Here is a 19327-nt window from a genome sequence, read left to right as displayed (position 1 = left end):
CCAGGGATTTGATTCGACTCGGGTTTTCGGCGCAGGCGCGGTGAAGCACGGGCGTCGCAGGCATACGGTTGCCGCTGCGGACTGCCACTTCTGGCAGTGTCGTGGCAGAATTGGCAGTCCGCCTGGCAGTACGCCCGCCCGTTCGTCAGGCATCTCCTTCACCGAGCGTCCGCATGAATCCGCACGACACCATCCCGATCGTCCCCGCGCCGCGCCCCGACGTCATGCCCGACGTGCGCGCGCTCGTCGCGTATCTCGAGCAGGATCCGCAGCCGATGATCGTCGTCGATCCCGATTACCGCATCCTCGCGGCGAACGATGCGTACCGGCGCCAGTTCGGCGTCGCGGGCGTCGAGCACGTGGGCCGGCATTGCTTCCAGGTGTCGCATCACTACGACGTGCCGTGCGACCAGGCCGGCGAGCATTGCCCGATGAAGCAGGCGCTCGAGTCGCGCGGGCTGAACCGCGTGCTGCACATCCATCACACGCCGCGCGGCCCCGAGCATGTCGACGTCGAATTGCGGCCGATCTTCGATGCGCACGGCAACGTGATCGCGTACGTCGAGCGGCTGACCACGGTGCGCAGCGCATCCGCGCAGCCGAGTGCGGAAGGGCTCGTCGGCGGCGCCGACGCGTTCAATGCGGCGCTCGGCGCACTGCAGCGCGTCGCGCCGTCGATGCTGCCGGTGCTGCTGCTCGGCGAATCGGGCACCGGCAAGGAACTGTTCGCCCGTGCGCTGCACGAAGCGAGCGATCGTGCGATGGGGCCGTTCGTCGTCGTCGATTGCTCGGGGATCGCCGAGACGCTGTTCGAGAGCGAACTGTTCGGTTACGAGAAGGGCGCGTTCACGGGCGCGAACCAGCGCAAGCCGGGCCTCGTCGAGACCGCGCAGGGCGGCACGCTGTTTCTCGACGAGATCGGCGATGTCCCGCTGCCGATGCAGGTGAAGCTGCTGCGTCTGATCGAGTCGGGCACGTTCCGCCGCGTCGGAGGTGTCGAGGCGCTGCGCGCGGACTTCCGGCTCGTCGCGGCGACGCACAAGCCGCTGCGCGAGATGATCGACGACGGCCGGTTCCGGCAGGATCTCTACTACCGGATCAACGCGTTTCCGATTCCGCTGCCGGCGTTGCGCGAGCGGCGTGGGGACGTCGCGCTGCTGGCGGAATCGATCCTGCGGCGAATCGCGAACGCGCGCGCCGGCGCGGGCGAGGCGGGCGCCCGGCCGTTCGCGGCCCGGCCGTTCGTCCTGACCGACCGCGCGCGTGCGTGTCTCGATGCCTATGCGTGGCCGGGCAATATCCGCGAGCTGCGCAACGTGCTCGAACGCGCATGCCTGTTCGCGGACGACGGGACGATCCGGGTCGAACACCTGCCGGCCGAACTGGTCGCCGCATCGGCGGCGCCGCAGGATCGCGCGTCCGATGCGCGCGGCGTGTCGGACGCGGAGCTCGTGCGCATCGCGCGCACGTTCGACGGCACACGCAAGGCGCTCGCCGAGCAGGTCGGGATGAGCGAGCGGACGTTGTACCGGCGGATGAAGGCGCTCGGGCTCGGGGCGCGCGAGCGCTGAACGGGCAGGCGGCGGGCGGCTGGCAGAGGCACGCGGCTGTGTCGATAATGGCGCGTTCGATCCCGCTTCCACCTCGCCGATGAAGAGACACTTCCTTTCGCCTTGCCTGTTTCTTGCCGCCACTGCGCTGTGCAACCCGGCGCAGGCCGCCACCGAATACACGTGGACCGATGCGGCCGGCGCACATGCGGTGACGCTCGCACGCACCGCGTCCGGCGACGACCTCGAGCTCAAGGTCGCCGCGACGCTCGACGGCCGGCCCGACTGGACCGTGCGCGACTACGTGAAGGCATGCCCGGTCGACGTGATTCTCGACGTCGTGCCCGCGTCGATCGAGATGCGCGACCTGCTCGGCAACGGCCGCAAGCAGTTTCTGTTCGCGTACAGGATCGGCTGCCGCGGCGACGTCAGCGCCGACCAGGTCAAGTACTTCCTGATCGACCAGGGCACGAAGTACGTGCTGCGCGGCGAGGAAACCGTCACGGTCAACGGCAAGTTCATGGACGGCGGCGCGGCGCCCGTGCCGAATGCGGACCTGAAAGCCCGACCCGCGTTTCTGCGCTACATGACGAAGCGCTGGCACGCGATCAGCGCGCACGACTATCGATAGGCGCGCGCCCGGCGCTCGTGACGGCGCGTGCGACTCACGCCTGTCGGGGGTGAGTCGAACCTGTCGAACAATAAAAAATCATGGTGCAACGACAATAAATTATCGTTTTACGATAATTTTAGACGTACAATCGACGCTCGTTCATTCGTCGTCGAGGACACGTCATGCATTCCGATCGCATCGCCCGTATCAGCCAGCAGATGGCCACCGTCACGCTGTGGTTCATCGTCGGCATGCTGGTGCTCAACGCCGCGTGCTGGGCGTTCCCGTCGCTGAACGCGGCGTCGGGGCCCGGCCTCGTATTCGGCCTCACCGATTCGGTGATCTCGAACCTGCACGTCGATGTCGCCGCGTTCCCGTGGTGGCAGAAGGCGGTCGGCATCCTGCTGTCGAGCGTGCCGCTGATCGCGCTCGCGAACGGGCTGCGTCATCTGCGTGCGCTGTTCCGCACCTACGCGCGCCGCGACTATTTCTCCGCGCAAGCGGCCGGCCATCTCGGCAAGACGGGCCGTGCGATCGGGATGTGGGTGTTGCTGAGCCTGCTGTGCGAACCGCTCCTGAGCGTGTGGGCGACGCTGCGCGAACCGGTCGGCCATCGCGTGGTCAGCATCGGTTTCAGCCTGCCGTACGTGGTCGCGCTGTTCACCGCGGCCTGCATCGCGGTCATCGCGCATATCCTTCGGCAGGCGAGCGAACTCGATGCCGAACATCGGCAGTTCGTCTGAGGCGCGCCATGTCGATCGTGGTCAAGCTCGATGTGATGCTCGCGACGCGCAAGGTCCGCTCGAAGGATCTCGCGGCGGCGGTCGGCATCACCGAACAGAATCTGTCGCTGCTCAAGCAAGGGAAGGTCAAGGGCATCCGTTTCGCGACGCTCGAGGCGATCTGCCGTTATCTCGACTGCCAGCCCGGCGACCTGCTCGCGTTCAGCGATGACGGTGTCGGCGAGCCGGACTGACGCATCGCCCTCGCGGCTTGCCGGCGTGGCGGGGCGGCGCCGGCCGCGCATCGTCGCGCTGGCTGTCGTCGCGTCCGTATCGATTCACCTGCTCGGATGGTTTCTGCTGCAGCGGGCGTCGACGGTGGCCGGCCCGAACGCCGGGGCGCGGCCCCGGCTCGCGCTGCGCGTCGAGCTGATTCCCGCGCGGCCGGTGCCCGTGGCGGGCGTGCCTGACGCCGGGCGAACCGGGCCCGCCGCGAGTGGGCGCGGTGCCGAGGGCGCCGTGTCATCGACGAAACGATCCGCCGCGGTTGCGGTGTCGCGCATGACGACGCGGCCGTCTTCGAATACGGAGGGCGTTTCGCATCGGCAAGGTGAAACGCGTGCCGGTGCAATCGCGACCCGACGTGAACCCGTTCCCGAACCCGCGCCAGGCCCCGATCTCGACTGGCGCCGCGATCTGGACGCGATCGGCTCGCGGCATGCGGCGGCGCGCAGTCCGGCGCAGGCGGCGGTCGGGGCATTGGGCGCGTCGTCCGGCGGCGTGGCCGCGCGCCGTGACACCGTCGATGCGAGGCTGGCCGACGGCGTGTCGAATGCCCGTCGCACCGACTGCCGTCACGCGTATTCACACGCGGGCCTGCTGGCATTGCCGATGCTCGCGCTGGATGCGGTGCGCGACACGGGCTGCAAATGGTGAAACGGGCGGCACGCGGGAAACCCGCGTGCCGCCCGCACCTTCATGCGCTCAACGCGTTCAGCGCGCGGGCGCAAGCTGCGCCATCGCCTCCCGCACGAAACCGATCAGCGTGTCGTCGACCCACGTATCCTGCGTCAGTGCAGGCTCGTTCATCATCGCCGCGCGGAATTTCGCGTGCGTGGCCGGATCGTGGCCGGCGTAGCTGCAGAACAGCTCGAGCCAGCGCTGCGCAAGCGCGCGGCCTTCCGGCGAAGCAGGTCGGACGCCCGCATCGATCGCGTCGCGCACGTCGCCCATCAGTTGCGGCCATTCCATCGCGCGTTCGCCGTAGTGCGCGCGCATGAAGCGGATCTCATCCGGCGCGAGATACTTCTCGAAGATCCGCATCTTGTTTTCGGACGACGCACGCAGCACATAGTCGCGCAGCGCGGTCGAAATGCCGATCTTCGACTGCATCGCCGGTTCGTGCTCGTGCATCAGGTTCAGCTTCGCCAGCAGCCGCGGGTCGTTGTTCGTGTCGCGCACGAGCAGCGTCATCCAGCGACTGGCGAGCGCACGGGGGCGTTCGTCCTCGGCGGGTACGCCCGCGTCGTGCAGCGCGCGCACTTCGTCGACGAGTGCGATCCATTCGGCGTCGCCCGCCTGGCTTTTCTGGTACATCGGCAGGCGCGCGAGTTCTTCCTCGGAAAAATATTTGTCGTACACGGTCATCAACTCCAGTGTGGTGAGCCAATCGGCCAGCTCCGGCTCCGTGCCCGCGGCGAGCTGCGCATGCAGGCTCACGAGGCGCTCGCGCAGCTGCGCGGTCTGCGCGAGCTGGCGGTCGAGCAGCTCGATCTGCTTCGCGACGAGATCGACGAGTGGGGTGCCGGGCTGGTTCAGGTGGTCGCCGATTTCGGTGAGCGACAGGCCGAAGCGACGCAGCGCCTGGATCTGGTGGAGCCGGGCGATGTCGTGGCGGTCGTACAGCCGGTAGCCGTTGTCGGCGCGCGCCGAAGGCGTCAGCAGACCGATCGCGTGATAGTGATGAAGCGTGCGGACGGTCAGCCCGCTGCGTTTCGCCAGTTCTCCCACTTTCAGTCGCATTCGTTCCTCCGTTCGGTACGCGCACTGGAGTCTCGAACGTTACGCTACGTGAGGGTCAAGCGGAAGATGGGGAGGCGTGCGCGCGGGATTCCGCGCGCACGCGATGGCGGGCCGGCTTATTGCGGTGAAGGCGGCGTCTCGGTGACGGCAGTATCGGCGGTGGCGGCGCGCGCTTGCTGGCCGGTTGCGCCGTCGGCGGCTGTGTCGCCGGCCTTGCCGGACGGCCCGCCCTTGTCGACCGGCGGCGTGCCCATCGCCTGGTAGAGCCGCGCGGTATCCGCGAACCGCGCGCCGGTCGCGCGGATCTCGTCGAGCCGTGCATTGCGATACTGCAGCTCGCTGGCGCGCGCGGCCGACGGCGGCAGCGCGCCGAGCCGTACGCGGGCCGCCGCGTCGTCGTACGCGCCCCGCGCGGACAGCGCGGCGCGCGACGACGCGTCGAGCGCTTCCGCATCGTGCTCGAGCGCCGCGAGCGAATCGGCCACGTTCTGGAACGCACCGAGCACGGCCTGCTTGTACTGGTCGACGGCGGCCTCGTAAGTCGCCTTCGCCGCGCGGCGCTGGGCGACCAGCGCGCCGCCGTGGAAGATCGGCTGGCTCAGCGACGCGCCGACGTTCCAGATCGCGCCGGCGCCCGACAGCATCGCCGGCCAGCTGAAGCCGCCTTTGCCCATCGCCGCTGACAGCGACAGTTGCGGAAACATCTGCGCGGTCGCGAGGCCGACTTCGGCCGCGGCCGCCTTCAGCCCCGCGTCGGCGGCCTGGATGTCCGGGCGGCTTTGCAGCAGGTCCGACGGCACGACGACGGGCACCTGTTCGGGCAGGTGCAGATCGGCGAGCGTGAGATCGGCCGGCGGCCGGTCGGGCGTGCGGCCGACCAGCACCGCGAGCGCATGGCGGGCCGAGTCGCGCTGCTGGCGCAGCGCGGGCAGGCTCGCCGCGAACGTGTCGGCGCTTTGCCGCGCGTTCAGCGCGTCGCTGCGCGAGGCGGAACCGAGTGCGTAGCGGCGTTCGGCATCGTGTGCCTGGTCGTTGGCGAGGGCGACGAGCCGCTCGGTCGTGTTGATCTGCGCATTCAGCACCGACACCGTGATCGACGCGGTGACGATGTTCGCGGCCAGCGCGCGCCGCGCGGATTCGAGCTGGAACGCGCTGACGTCGACGCGTCGCGCCAGCGCGCGGTTCGCGAAACGCGACGCGCCGAACAGGTCGATCGTGTAGCTCGCCTGCAGCTGGCCGACGAACGTGTCGTACAGCAGCGTCGGCGCGCCGAGCGCGGGGATCGGCACGCCGAGCGCACGCTGGCGCGTGGCCTGTCCGCCCGCGTCGATCGACGGCAGCATCGAGCTGCCGATCTGCCCGCGCAGCTGTTCGCGCGCGGCATCGAGCGAGTGCGATGCCGCACTGAGCGTCGGGCTGTTGCGCAGCCCTTCGTCGACGAGCGCGTTCAGCGCATCGGAGCGGTACTGCTTCCACCAGTCGGGCACCGGCTGAGCGCCGACCTCGAACTGCTGCGCGACGCCTTGCGCGGACACGGTCTGCTGCACTTGCGGCGTGGTGCCGTAGTGCGCGGGCGACGGCATCGCGGGCGGCTCGCCGCTCGGCGCGAACCAGGCGCAGCCCGCGAGCGGGCCGGCGAGGCTCGCGACGGCGAGTGCCCGCACGGCTTTCGTTTTCAGGTTCATCGATCGATCCATGGTCAGGCTCCCGACGGTGCGGCCGGCGTGCTGCCGCCGGGCGGCGGGCCGTTCTGCGGGTCGCGTTCGTCGCGCTTCACGCGGAACCACGTCGCATACAGCGCGGGCAGGTAGAACAGCGTCAGCACGGTCGCGCTCGTGATGCCGCCCATCAGCGCGGTCGCCATCGGCCCGAAGAAGTTCGAGCGCAACAGCGGGATCAGCGCGAGCACGGCGGCCGCGGCCGTCAGCGTGATCGGGCGGAACCGCCGCACGGTCGCGCCGATGATCGCGTCGACGCGGCCGTGGCCGGCGGCGATGTCCTGTTCGATCTGGTCGACGAGGATCACCGAGTTGCGCATGATGATCCCGAACATCGCGATCACGCCGAGCATCGCGACGAAGCCGAACGGCTGGCCGAACATCAGCAGCGTGGCGACCACGCCGATCAGCCCGAGCGGCGCGGTCAGCACGACCATCAGCACGCGCGAGAAGCTCTGCAGCTGGATCATCAGCAGCGTGAACACGGCGATCGCCATCAGCGGCATCTGCGCATTGATCGATTTCTGCGCCTTCGCGCTTTCCTCGACCGAGCCGCCGATGTTGATCTGGTAGCCGACCGGCAACTGCGCGCGCAATGCGTTCAGCTTCGCGTCGACCGCATGCGTGACGTCGATGCCCTGCGCGCCGGCACGTACGTCCGACTGCACGGTGATGGTCGGCTGGCGGTCGCGCTCCCACACGACGCCGTATTCGAGCGTCGGCTTGAAGCGGCCGAGCGAGCCGAGCGGCACCGGGCCGTTCGGGGTCGGCAGCGCGAGGCCGGCGAGCTTCGCGGGGTCGACGCGATCGGCCTTCGGCGCGCGCAGGTCGACCGCGATCAGCTTGTCGCGTTCGCGGTACTGCGTGACGGTCGTGCCGGACAGCGTCATCGCGAGGAAGCTCGAGACGTCCTGCGACGTGACATTCAGTTCGCGCGCCTTCTTCTGGTCGATCTCGAAGCGCACCGAGCGCTCGGCCGGCTCGTCCCAGTCGAACTGCACGTTGACCGTGCGCGCGTCGCCGCGCATCGTCGCCGCGACCTTCTCGGCGATCGAGCGGACCGTCGCGATGCTGTCGCCGCTCACGCGGAACTGCACCGGGTAGCCGACCGGCGGGCCGTTCTCGAGCCGCGACAGCCGCCAGCGCACGGCCGGGAACTGCTCGCGCAGCGTGGTTTCGAGCCAGGTCGCGAGCTTCTCGCGATCCTTCACCGATTTCGCGGTGATCACGAACTGCGCGAAGTTCGGCAACTGAAGCTGCTGGTCGAGCGGCAGGTAGAAGCGCGGCGCGCCGCTGCCGACGAAGCTCACCGAATGATCGATCTCGGGGCGCTTGTCGATCACTTTCTCGAGGCGCTCGGTCTCGCGCAGCGTCGCCGCGAACGACGCGCCTTCGGGCAGCCGCAGGTCGACGAGCAGCTCGGGGCGATCGGAACTCGGGAAGAACTGCTGCGGCACGAGCGAAAAGCCCATCATTGCCACGACGAACAGGGCGCCCGTGATCAGCAGTACGACGAAGCGCCGCTCGATGCACCAGTCGATCCAGCCGCGCAGGCGGCGGTAGAAGCGCGTGTCGTAGATGTCGTGCTCGTGATCGTCGGGCAGGTGCGCCTCGTGCGCCTGCCGCTTGCGCTCGGGCAGCATGTGATAGCCGAGCAGCGGAATCAGCACGACGGCCGCGAACCACGATGCGATCAGCGCGATGGCCGACACCTCGAAGATCGAGCGCGTGTATTCGCCGGTGCTCGATTTCGCGAGCGCGATCGGCAGGAAGCCCGACACGGTGACGAGCGTGCCGGTCAGCATCGGGAACGCGGTGCTCGTATAGGCGAACGCGGCGGCGCGTGCGCGGGTGTAGCCCTGTTCGAGCTTCACGGCCATCATCTCGACCGCGATGATCGCGTCGTCGACGAGCAGCCCGAGCGCGAGCACGAGCGTGCCGAGCGACACCTTGTGCAGCCCGATGTCGAACAGGTACATGAAGAGGGCGGTGACCGCGAGCACGACCGGAATCGAGATCACGACCACCATCCCGGTGCGCAGGCCGAGCGACACGAGGCTCACGACCAGCACGATCGCGACCGCTTCGGCGACGGCTTCGAGAAAGTCGTCCACCGAATGCGCGACCGCGTGCGGCATGCTCGACACCTCGACCAGCTTGAGGCCGGCCGGCAGTTGCGCCTGCAGGTCCTTCGATTCGGCGTCGAGCGCCTTGCCGAGGCGGATCACGTCGCCGCCCGGCTGCATCGTCACGCCGATGCCGAGCACGGCCTTGCCGGCCGAACCTGGACCGGCCGCGCGCATCTGCGTGACGACCGGGTCGTCGTAGCCGCGCTTCACGGTCGCGAGATCGCCGAGCCGGAACGTGCGGCCGTTGATGCGGATCAGCGTATCGGCGATCGCATTGACGTTGTCGAACTGGCCGCTCGGCCGCACGAACACGCGATCGTCGGCGGTCGTCAGTACACCGGCCGACGAGATGTCGTTCTGCGCGTTGATTGCCTGGCCGAGCTGCTGCGGCGAGATGCCGAGGCGCGTGAGCTGCGCATTGTTCACCTCGATGAAGATCCGCTGGTCGGGGTCGCCGAAATAGTCGACCTTGCCGACGCCCGGCACGCGCAGCAGCACGGTGCGCAACTGATCGGCGTAGTCGTGCAGTTGCGCGGGCGTGAAGCCGTCGCCCTCGAGCGTCCAGATGTTGGTGTAGACGTCGCCGAATTCGTCGTTGAAGAACGGGCCCTGCACGCCGGGCGGCAGCGTATAGCCGATGTCGCCGACCTTCTTGCGGATCTGGTACCAGGTCTCGGGCACGTCCTTTACGGGCGCCGAATCCTTCATCGTGAAGAAGATCAGCGATTCGCCGGGGCGCGAATAGCTGCGCAGGAAGTCGATGGCCGGCGTTTCCTGCAGCTTGCGGCCGATCCGGTCGGTCACCTGTTCCTGCACCTGCCGCGCAGTCGCGCCGGGCCAGAACGTGCGGATCACCATCACGCGGAACGTGAACGGCGGGTCTTCGGACTGCGCGAGCCGCGTGTACGCGAGGATGCCCGCGAGCGTCGCGAGCGCGATCAGGTAGACGACGAGCGCCTGGTGGCGCAGCGCCCATGCAGACAGGTTGAACCGGCCTTCTTCGTGCGGAGTGCTCACGATGCGAAGTCCTCCGGATGCAGCGGCGCGATCGCGCGTACCTTCTCACCCGCGCTGACCGTGTGCACGCCCTGCAACACGACGCGCTCGCCGGGCTGCAGCCCGTGCGACACCGTCACCGTGCGCTCGTTGAAGCGCGCGACGTCGACGCGGCGCAGCTCGAGCGTGTCGTCCTTCGTGCGCACCACCCACACGGCCGGCTGCGCGCCGTCATGGAACAGCGCGGTCGCGGGCAGCGTGATCGACGGCGCGTCGCCTGAGGCCGGTGCGCCGTCGAACGCGACGCTGGCCGTCATCCCGAGCCGGATCGCCGGATCGGGCGCGGCGAGCGTGAGCTTCACGCGATACGTGCGGCTTTGCGGATCGGCGGCCGGCGCGATTTCGCGCACCTTCGCCGCGAACTGGCGACCGGGCAGCGACGGCAGCGTGACGCTGGCCGCGTGGCCGGGCGTGAGCGATGCAAGCGCGGCTTCGGGCACGTCGCTGACGACGTCGACGTCGCCGGACCACGCGAGCTGGTAGACGGGCTGGCCGGCCGACACGTTCTGGCCGGTGTCGGCCTGTTCGGCGGTGATGTAGCCCGCGTGATCGGCGACGAGCGTCGCGTAGCGAAGCTGGTTCCGGGCGAGCGCGAGCTGCTGCTGCGCCTGGTCGCGCTGCGCGAGCGCCGACGTGTAGCTGTTCTCGGTCTGTTCGAGCTGGGCGGTCGCGATCAGGTTTTCGCGCGCCTGTGCGCGGTCGCGGTCGAGCTGCTGCTTCGCGAACGCGAGGCTGTGCGTCGCGGCGTCGAGTTGCGCCTGCGCGCTCGCGGCGTTCTTCTCGACGTCGGACGGATCGAGCAGCGCGACGACCTGGCCGACCTTGACCGTATCGCCGAGACGCACCTTGCGCTCGATGATCTTGCCGGCGATGCGGAACGACAGCGGGGTGGCATAACGCGGCTGGATCTCGCCGGGGAGCGTGCGGGCGACCGCGGCGTCGTCGGCATGCGCGGGCAGTGCGACGACGGGGCGCGGCGCGGGCGCCGCGGATTCTTTTGGATGACAGGCGGCGAGGACGAGCGCGGTGCCGACCAGCAGCACGGCGCGGGAACCGGAGCGATTCACGAAACCCCCAAGTGAGGTGAGAGCGAGAGCGGAACGAAGCCGGCAAGCGCGGCCGGCGCTTGCCCCGAGCGGCGCCGACAGAGGCGCGCGGACAGCATTTTCAGAAACTGTGGCGAATTCTAATACACACCTGTATCTGAATGCAAAGATGAATTTGAAAGGGAATCGATGCTAGACTGCGCGCCATGAAACCACAGCGCTTAACCCGCGAGCAGAGCAGGGATCAGACGCGCGAACGTCTGCTGAATGCCGCGCATCGCATTTTTCTGAAGAAAGGCTTTGTGGCCGCGAGCGTCGAGGACATCGCGGCCGCGGCCGGCTATACGCGCGGCGCGTTCTACTCGAATTTCCGCAGCAAGTCGGAACTCCTGCTGGAGTTGCTGGAGCGCAACCATGCGCAGGTGCAGGCCGATTTCCAGGCGATCTTCGACGAGGGCGGGTCGCGCGAACAGATGGAATCGATGACGCTCGCGCATTACCGCACGCTGTTCGCCGACGACGAATTCTCGTTGCTGTGGGGCGAGGCGAAGCTGCAGGCCGCGCGCGACGCGAAGTTCCGCGTGCGCTTCAACCAGTTCCTGCACGCCAAGCGCGTGCAGATGGCCGAATTCATCCGGCGCTTCTCCGAGCGCTCCGGCACGCCGCTGCTGTTGCCGGCGGAGACGCTCGCGTTCGGGCTGATGTGCCTGTGCGACGGCGTGCAGTCGTATTACGCGGCCGATCCGCAGCACGTGCCGGCCGACGTGGCCGAGTCGGTGCTCGCCGGGTTCTTCGCGCGTGTCGTGCTCGGGCGCGCGCCCGACTGACGCGGCAGCGGATTCGTCGTGCCGCGTGCGATGCGCGGCAAAGGCGGGGGGGCGATGAAGCATGCGGCATGCGCCGCGCCTCATCGCGTCGTGCGAATCAGCGCTCGCCGGTCATCCGCCGGTACGCGTCGAGCAGCGACGTCTTGTAGACCACCCCGGCGAGCGTCGGCTCGGCTTCGCTTTCGATCACCGGCAGGCGTTCGCCCTGGAACGCCATGAAGCGTTCGAGCGCGGTGGCGAGCGGCATGTCGGGCGTCAGGAGCGGAAACGGCGTGTGCGCGTAATGCGCGGCCGTCTTGTCGGTCGTGTCGCGCTTGTCGAGCAGGTCCGACGTGATGTCCTTCAGCGCGACCGCGCCGCGAAACCGCCCGGCATCATCGGTGACGTACAGGTACTTCACCGGATATTCGAGAAACACGCGCGTCATGTCGGCGACGCTCGCCGTGAGCGGCACGACCGTCTGCGCGGGCTGGATCAGCTCGCGCATCTGCGTGGTGCGCAGCCGCAGCTTCTCCTGCGCGTCCTGGTAATGGTGTTGCGTGATCTCGTACATCGACGTCGTGCCGGTCGCGCGCGCGACGAAATACGCGAATACGCACGACACCAGCAGCGGCAACACGACCTGATAACTCAGCGTCATCTCGAAGATCATCAGGATCGCCATCAGCGGCGCCTGCGTGGCGCCCGCCATGAACGCACCCATCCCGACGATCGCGTACGCGAAGTACGCCGACGTATGGCCGGGCCACAGCGCTTCCATCGCGAGCCCGAACAGCGAACCGAACACCGCGCCGACGAACAGCGTCGGCGTGAACACGCCGCCGATCGCACCTGAGCCGACCGTGGCCGAGGTCGCGATGACCTTGAACACGAGCACCGCGACCAGCGCCTGCCAGGTCCACGGCGAATGCAGGATCTGGTTGACGACGCTGTAGCCGTTGCCCCATACGTCCGGCGTCCACACCGAGATCACGCCGACGACGAGGCCGCCGAGCGCGAGCCGCACCGGCAGCGGCACCGGCAGCCGCTTGAACTGGTTCTTCGACGCGTCGAGCAGGTGCAGGAACTGCGGCGCGAGCACGCCGCACAGCGCGCCGAGCACGACGAACAGCAGCACTTCGGGGCCGGTGACGGCCGGAAACACCGGCATCTCGTACGGCGGCTTGTAGCCGGCGAATTCGCGCATCACGATGTTCGCGACGACCGATGCGACGACCATCGGCCCGAAGCTTTCCATCGCGATCGTGCCGAGCACGATTTCCGACACGAAGAACGCGCCGGCGATCGGCGCGTTGTAGGCGGACGTGATGCCGGCGGCGGCCCCGCAGGCGACCAGCAGGCGCAGGCGCGGCGGGTCGAAATGCACGAAGCGGCCGACGAGCGACGCGGCGAGCGCCGCGAGCTGCACCATCGGGCCTTCGCGGCCGATCGAGCCGCCGGTGCCGATCGTCAGCAGCGACGACACGCTGCGCCACAGGCTCTGCCGTACCGGCACGACACCGTTGCCGAGCGCGACCGATTCCATGTAGTCGGTATTGCCCGCCTTCCTGTCGCCGCGCGTCGCGAGCAGCAGCACGCAGCCGGCGAGGAAGCCGCCCGCGGCCGGCATCCAGAACCGCACGTACCACGGCAGGCGTTTCGCCATCTGCACGAAGCTGCCACTTTGCCCGGAGATCAGGTGCTGCATCAGGTCGATGCCTTCGCGGAACGCCATCGTGGCAAAGGCGCCGCCGACGCCGACGATGGCCGACCAGATCAGCATCGTATGGGCGTCCGACAGGCGGAACAGCGTTTGGGCGCGAGTGCGCAGCTTCAGCAGGAACGAGAGCACGGCTGAAAGAGGGCGAAGGAAAACGACGCGAAGCATAGCACTGCGCCGCGCCCGCGGGACCATCCCGGCGGGCGCGGCGCGCGACGTGTCACGGGCGGGCAACTCAGCCAAGCCAGTGCTGCACGGCCCACGTGATCCCGTAGCCGCCGGCGATCAGCCACACGTACAGGATCAGGCCGGTCATCAGCGCGCGCGGGCCGGCGGCGCGGATCTGCGCGACGCGGGTTTCGATGCCGAGCGCGGTCATGGCCATCGTCAGCGCGAAGGTGTCGAGCACGTTCAGCGTGTGCGTGACGTCCGTCGGCAGCACGTTCAGCGAATTGACGATCACGAAGCCGAGGAACCCGAGCGCGAACCAGGGTACCGCCACCTTGCGCTTGCCTTGCGCGCCGCCGGCCGTTGCGCGGGCCGAGCGGGCGAGCCACCAGCCGAGCACCAGCAGCACCGGCACCAGCAGCATCACGCGCGTCATCTTGACGATCGTCGCGATGTGCGCGACCTGCGGGCTGATGTCGCTCGCCGCGCCGACCACCTGCGCGACCTCGTGGATCGTGCCGCCGAAGAACAGGCCCAGGCCGGCCGGGTCGAGGTTCAGCAGACCGGCGTGATAGGCGATCGGGTACAGGAACATCGACAGCGTGCCGAACAGCACGACGCTGCCCACGGCCATCGCGCTCTGGTGCGGCTTCGACTGCAGCGTCGACTCGAACGCGAGCACGGCGGCCGCGCCGCAGATTGCGCTGCCGGCGGCGGTCAGCAGCGCGGAATCGCGGTCGAGCTTCATCAGCTTCATGCCCGCCCAGGTGCCGATCGCGAGCGTGCTGACGACGACGAGGACCGACACCGTCAGGCCCGGCAGCCCGACCTGCGCGATTTCCTGCAGGCTCACGCGCAACCCGAAGAACGCGACCGCGATGCGCAGCAGCTTGCGCGCGGAGAAATTGACGCCGGCCGCCCAGCTGGCCGGCATGCCGTCGCGCAGCGCGTTGCCGTAAAGCGCACCGGCGACGATGCCGACGATCAGCGGCGACAGGCCGAGCCCCGCGATCGCGGGAAGCTGGGACAGGCTCGTGACGGCGGCGGCGAACAGCGCGACGAACAGCACGCCGTTCAACTGGCCGCGCATCGACGGCGCGGCATGGTTGAGATGGGGAGTCGGGGCAGTGGACATGGAGGCACCGTGATGGAGCGTGTGGCGATGGTGTAATCCTAATTTCGTTATATCGATATGAAAAATTGTGATTTGTGACGTAAACTATCCGGAAATCCGATAATTTATCCCCATGACCCCGGATCAACTGATAACGTTCGCCGCCGTCGCCGAACACCTGAACATCAGCCACGCCGCCGTGGCGCTGCATCTGTCGCAGCCGGCCGTGTCGGGCCAGTTGCGGCTGCTGCAGGACGAATTCGGCGAGCCGCTGTACCAGCGCGAAGGGCGCGGCATCCGCCTGACGCCGGTCGGCGAACAGCTCGCGCAGTACGCGAAGGCGCAACGCGACACGTTCGCGCAGGCGCGCGCGTTTCGCGACGCGGTGCGCGGCCTGGAAGCCGGCACGCTGCGCATCGGCGCGAGCACGACACCCGCGAGCTACCTGTTGCCTTACCTGATCGCGGCGTTCCAGCCGCGCGCCCCGCGCGTGGCGATCCACACGATGAGCGGCAACACGGCCGACGTGGTCGCGGCGCTGCCGTCGCTCGACATCGCGATGATCGAAGGGCCGCCCGGCGAGGCGCTGCCGCCGGGCACCGCGGTGCACGCGTGGCGCGAGGACGAGATCGTCGCGATCGTGCCGACCGGGCATCCGCTGGCCGCGCCCGAATACGCGCCGGGCGTCACGCTCGACGCGCTGGCGGCCCATCCGCTCGTCCTGCGCGAGGCGGGCTCCGCCGTGCGGCAACTCGTCGAGCGCGCGTTCGCGCAAGGCGCGGCGCCGATGCGGGTCGCATTCGAGATCGCGGGTGTCGAGGCCGTGAAGGAAGCCGTGCGTGCCGGGATGGGCGTCGGGTTCGTGTCCGCGATGTCGCTGCGTCACGACGATGCCGCGCTCGTCCTGCGCTCGCTCGCGCCCGCGCCGCTCACGCGTCACTTCTCCATCCTCGTGCCGCACGGCGGTGCGCCGTCGCGGGTCGCCGCACAATTCCTCGACATGAGCCTCGCGCACGATATCGCCTGAACCTCGCCTGAACGGCCGAAGCCAGCCCGGGCATGCGTGATGCGTGCCGTCGGAACGTGCGTCCGCGCGATGCCCCAACTTAGGGATTTCCTCTATGGCGTGGGTTCGAGGCGAAGCGCACCATCCGTCTCAAGCAAATGGAACCGGTTCCATTCCGGGGAAAAGAGGGCTAAATGACAGACATCGTGATCGTGGCGAGCGCATTCGGGATGGACCGCGTGCGTCAGGAGGGCCACAGCGCATTCGTCGCGACCGCGGCGGCATCGGGTGCGACCGGTTTCGAGGTGCGGCGCGAACTGTTCGCGTCGGAAGCGGACGCCGCACCCGGCGCGCTCGCCGCGCTGGGTGCGCTACTGGCCGGCCACGGGCTGTGGTCGGTCTATTCGACGCCGGCCAACCTGTACACGGAAACGGGCGCGCTCGATGCGGACGCATTGCGCGGCGCGCTCGCGGAAGCCGACGCGCTCGGCGCGCGCTTCGTGAAATTCCAGCTCGGCGGCTTCGCCGGCGACGCGCACGCGGCCGACATCGTCGCGCTGTCGCGCGGCGCGAAGGCCCGCGTGGTGGTCGAGAACGGCCAGCTTCCGGTCGGCGGCGCGCTCGCGCAGTTCCGCGGGCTGTTCGATGCATTGGCCGCCGCGGGCATGCCCGATGCGCTCGGGATGACGTTCGACATCGGCAACTGGCAATGGCCGGGCGAAGCGCCGCTTGATTGCGCGCAAGTGCTCGCGTCCCATGTGGAATACATTCACTGCAAGGCCGTCGAGGGCGAGGGCGCGCGCCGTTTCGCCGCCGCGCCGGCGCCGAACGACCCGCTCGTGACCGGCGTGCTCGCGGTGCTGCCGCAGCAGGCGCCGCGCGGCATCGAGTTTCCGTTCGACGCGGCCGACCTGGCGGGCGATGCGTGCCGGCGTGTCGCGTGGCTCGCAATCGCGTGACGGCGGAAGGATCCCGGAGAGTTCATTCATGAAAGCAGCACTCGATGTCGTGACCTACGGCGAAGCGATGGCGATGTTCGTCGCGACCGAGCCCGGTCATCTCGCGCATGCGGCGCAATTCGCGAAGCGGATCGCGGGCGCCGACCTGAACGTCGCGATCGGCCTGTCGCGGCTCGGCTTCCGGGTCGGCTGGATGAGCCGCGTCGGCCGCGATTCGTTCGGCGGCTACGTGCTCGACACGCTGGCGCGCGAGGGCATCGACGCATCGTGCGTGACCGTCGATCCGCGCTACCCGACCGGCTTTCAGCTCAAGTCGCGCAACGACGACGGCAGCGACCCGACCGTCGAGTATTTCCGCAAGGGCTCGGCCGCGAGCCACCTGTCGTGCGACGACTACGTGGCCGATTACGTGCTCGGCGCGCGCCACCTGCACCTGACGGGCGTCGCGCCGGCGATCTCCGCGACGTCGTGCGAGCTCGCGTTCAAGCTGGCGCGCGAAATGCGCGCGGCCGGCAAGACGATCTCGTTCGACCCGAACCTGCGCCCGACGCTGTGGCAGTCCGCCGACGTGATGGCGAAGACGCTGAATGCACTCGCGTCGCTCGCCGACTGGGTGCTGCCGGGCATCGCCGAGGGGCGGCAACTGACCGGGCACGACACGCCGGCCGATATCGCGGGCTTTTATCTCGCGCAAGGCGCGCGCGGGGTGGTGATCAAGCTCGGTGCCGAAGGTGCGTATTACCGGACGGCTGACGGGCGTGACGGAACGGTGGCGGGCGAGCGTGTGCGGAACGTCGTCGACACGGTCGGCGCCGGTGACGGCTTCGCGGTCGGCGTGGTCAGCGCGCTGCTGGAAGGGAAGACGATCGAACAGGCCGTGGCGCGCGGCAACCGCATCGGTGCGCTCGCGATCCAGGTGATCGGCGACTCGGAAGGGCTGCCGACCCGTGCCGCGCTCGATCGATTCGAAAACGTCACCAATCACGCCGATCGCTTAGAGGAAACCTTCACCGCGCAATGAGAGGCCGGACACGGCACAATCCGCGGACTCATTTAGTCGTGCATGTATGGGATCGGAGTAAGGGCTGAGGCACTAACTCTGATCGACCGCGAAGCATGGGATCAGAGTAAGCGCTAAAGCGCCAACTCTGATCGACCGCGAAGCATGGGATCGGAGTAAGGGGTGAAGCGCGAACTCTGATCGATCGCGAAGCATGGGATCGGAGTAAGCGCTAAAGCGCTAACTCCGATCGACCGCGAAGCATGGGATCGGAGTAAGGGCTAAAGCGCTAACTCCGATCGACCGCGAAGCATGGGATCGGAGTAAGCGCTAAAGCGCTAACTCCGATCGACCGCGAAGCATGGGATCAGAGTAAGCGCTAAAGCGCTAACTCTGATCGACACAGGAGACATTCTGATGGCCAATACACTCGCTGCCCGCCGCTGGTGGACGATCATGCCGATCGTCTTCATCACCTACAGCCTCGCCTACCTCGACCGCGCGAACTACGGGTTCGCCGCCGCAGCCGGCATCAACCAGGACCTCGGGATCAGCAAAGGCCTGTCGTCGCTGATCGGCGCGCTGTTCTTCCTCGGCTACTTCTTCTTCCAGATCCCCGGCGCAATCTATGCGGAACGCCGCAGCGTGAAGAAGCTCGTGTTCGTCAGCCTCATCCTGTGGGGCGCCTGCGCGGCGCTCACGGGCGTCGTCAGCAACATCCCGTCGCTGATGGCGATCCGCTTCGTGCTCGGCGTCGTCGAGGCAGCCGTGATGCCGGCGATGCTGATCTACATCAGCAACTGGTTCACGAAGAACGAACGCTCGCGCGCGAACACGTTCCTGATCCTCGGCAACCCGGTCACCGTGCTGTGGATGTCGATCGTCTCGGGTTATCTCGTGCACGAATTCGGCTGGCGCCACATGTTCATCGCCGAAGGCGTGCCGGCCGTCCTCTGGGCCGTGTGCTGGTGGTTCCTCGTGCAGGACAAGCCGGCCGATTCGCCGTGGCTCAACGCACAGGAAAAACGCGACCTCGACGCCGCGCTCGCGGCCGAGCAGGCGGCGATCAAGCCCGTGCGCAACTATGGCGAGGCATTCCGCTCGCCGGCCGTGATCAAGCTGTGCGCACAGTATTTCTGCTGGAGCATCGGCGTGTACGGTTTCGTGCTGTGGCTGCCGTCGATCGTCAAGAACGGCTCCGACCTCGGGATGGTCGCGACCGGCTGGCTGTCCGCGCTGCCGTATCTCGCCGCGACGATCGCGATGCTCGCCGCGTCGTGGGCGTCCGACAAGGTCGGTTCGCGCCGTGGCTTCGTATGGCCGTTCCTGCTGATCGGCGCGGCCGCGTTCGCCGCATCGTACGCACTCGGCTCGTCGCATTTCTGGATCTCGTATGCGCTGCTGGTCGTGGCGGGCGCCGCCATGTACGCGCCGTACGGCCCGTTCTTCGCGATCGTGCCGGAACTGCTGCCGAAGAACGTCGCCGGCGGCGCGATGGCGCTGATCAACAGCATGGGCGCGCTCGGCTCGTTCGTCGGCTCGTACTTCGTCGGCTACCTGAACGGTGCGACCGGCTCGCCCGTCGCGTCGTACGCGTTCATGAGCGCCGCGCTCGTCGCCGCGGTGATCCTCACGCTGTCCGTCAAACCCCAGGCGCCCGATACGCATCCGCTCGCGGCGCCGCTGCAAGGAAAATGA

At 68.3% G+C, this 19327-nt stretch carries 16 protein-coding genes; 10 read left to right on the top strand and 6 right to left on the bottom strand.

Features of this window, described 5'->3' with window-relative positions:
• Positions 1-173: 173 nt before the first annotated feature.
• The 5 genes from DPV79_RS20605 to DPV79_RS20585 all read left to right on the top strand — a co-directional run bounded on the left by DPV79_RS20605 (position 174) and on the right by DPV79_RS20585 (position 3821).
• Entirely contained in the window at positions 174-1571 is a 1398-nt protein-coding gene (locus DPV79_RS20605) for a sigma-54 interaction domain-containing protein (RefSeq protein ID WP_111999286.1), read from the top strand.
• 79 nt (positions 1572-1650) lie between these two features.
• Positions 1651-2181: a M949_RS01915 family surface polysaccharide biosynthesis protein gene (locus tag DPV79_RS20600; protein WP_113046339.1), complete on the top strand. Its 531-nt coding sequence runs from the start codon at positions 1651-1653 to the stop codon at positions 2179-2181.
• 164 nt (positions 2182-2345) lie between these two features.
• Entirely contained in the window at positions 2346-2906 is a 561-nt protein-coding gene (locus DPV79_RS20595) for a DUF2975 domain-containing protein (protein WP_048022805.1), read from the top strand.
• Positions 2907-2914: 8 nt separating this feature from the next.
• On the top strand, positions 2915-3139 hold the full coding sequence (locus DPV79_RS20590) for a helix-turn-helix domain-containing protein (protein ID WP_027787308.1): 225 nt from the start codon (positions 2915-2917) through the stop codon (positions 3137-3139).
• Positions 3114-3821, top strand: coding sequence for a hypothetical protein (locus DPV79_RS20585; protein ID WP_113046338.1), 708 nt, complete (start codon positions 3114-3116; stop codon positions 3819-3821). The genes DPV79_RS20590 and DPV79_RS20585 overlap by 26 nt, the downstream gene beginning before the upstream one ends.
• A 57-nt stretch (positions 3822-3878) precedes the next feature.
• Here the strand turns inward: DPV79_RS20585 and DPV79_RS20580 are convergent, their stop codons facing one another.
• The 4 genes from DPV79_RS20580 to DPV79_RS20565 form a co-directional block, all read right to left on the bottom strand.
• Positions 3879-4907: a MerR family transcriptional regulator gene (locus DPV79_RS20580; protein ID WP_113046337.1), complete on the bottom strand. Its 1029-nt coding sequence runs from the start codon at positions 4905-4907 to the stop codon at positions 3879-3881.
• Positions 4908-5023: 116 nt separating this feature from the next.
• Positions 5024-6604: an efflux transporter outer membrane subunit gene (locus tag DPV79_RS20575; RefSeq protein WP_113046336.1), complete on the bottom strand. Its 1581-nt coding sequence runs from the start codon at positions 6602-6604 to the stop codon at positions 5024-5026.
• 2 nt (positions 6605-6606) lie between these two features.
• A complete protein-coding gene (locus DPV79_RS20570; RefSeq protein ID WP_021160906.1) occupies positions 6607-9771 on the bottom strand; it encodes an efflux RND transporter permease subunit in 3165 nt (1054 codons plus the stop codon).
• Positions 9768-10877: an efflux RND transporter periplasmic adaptor subunit gene (locus DPV79_RS20565; protein ID WP_113046335.1), complete on the bottom strand. Its 1110-nt coding sequence runs from the start codon at positions 10875-10877 to the stop codon at positions 9768-9770. The genes DPV79_RS20570 and DPV79_RS20565 overlap by 4 nt, the downstream gene beginning before the upstream one ends.
• A 185-nt stretch (positions 10878-11062) precedes the next feature.
• Here DPV79_RS20565 and DPV79_RS20560 point away from each other — a divergent pair, with 185 nt between their 5' ends.
• The gene (locus tag DPV79_RS20560; RefSeq protein ID WP_059816981.1) at positions 11063-11683 is read left to right on the top strand and encodes a TetR/AcrR family transcriptional regulator; all 621 of its coding nucleotides are present in this window, start codon (positions 11063-11065) and stop codon (positions 11681-11683) included.
• Between the two features lie 97 nt (positions 11684-11780).
• Here DPV79_RS20560 and DPV79_RS20555 read toward each other — a convergent pair whose 3' ends face one another.
• On the bottom strand, positions 11781-13514 hold the full coding sequence (locus DPV79_RS20555) for a ClcB-like voltage-gated chloride channel protein (protein ID WP_196754962.1): 1734 nt from the start codon (positions 13512-13514) through the stop codon (positions 11781-11783).
• Between the two features lie 103 nt (positions 13515-13617).
• A complete protein-coding gene (locus DPV79_RS20550) occupies positions 13618-14685 on the bottom strand; it encodes a YeiH family protein (RefSeq protein ID WP_048022797.1) in 1068 nt (355 codons plus the stop codon).
• A 112-nt stretch (positions 14686-14797) separates the two neighbouring features.
• On the opposite strand from DPV79_RS20550, the gene DPV79_RS20545 reads away from it, so the two are divergent.
• From DPV79_RS20545 to DPV79_RS20530, 4 genes are all read left to right on the top strand, one after another.
• Complete coding sequence (locus tag DPV79_RS20545) at positions 14798-15691, top strand: LysR family transcriptional regulator (protein WP_021160912.1); 894 nt, start codon at positions 14798-14800, stop codon at positions 15689-15691.
• Positions 15692-15864: 173 nt separating this feature from the next.
• Positions 15865-16629 carry a sugar phosphate isomerase/epimerase gene (locus tag DPV79_RS20540; RefSeq protein ID WP_113046334.1) on the top strand — a complete coding sequence of 255 codons (765 nt, stop codon included), beginning with the start codon at positions 15865-15867 and terminating at the stop codon, positions 16627-16629.
• Positions 16630-16657: 28 nt separating this feature from the next.
• A complete protein-coding gene (locus DPV79_RS20535) occupies positions 16658-17650 on the top strand; it encodes a sugar kinase (RefSeq protein WP_113046333.1) in 993 nt (330 codons plus the stop codon).
• A 396-nt stretch (positions 17651-18046) separates the two neighbouring features.
• Positions 18047-19327 (top strand): MFS transporter, encoded by a 1281-nt coding sequence (locus DPV79_RS20530; protein WP_021160915.1) that lies wholly within the window; start codon positions 18047-18049, stop codon positions 19325-19327.

Origin of the sequence: Burkholderia reimsis, assembly GCF_003294055.1 — a bacterium.
In the GTDB taxonomy this organism is placed as follows: Bacteria; Pseudomonadota; Gammaproteobacteria; order Burkholderiales; family Burkholderiaceae; genus Burkholderia; species Burkholderia cepacia.
The sequence above is the reverse complement of the archived record's forward strand: the minus strand, read 5'-3'. Positions and strand labels throughout refer to the sequence as shown.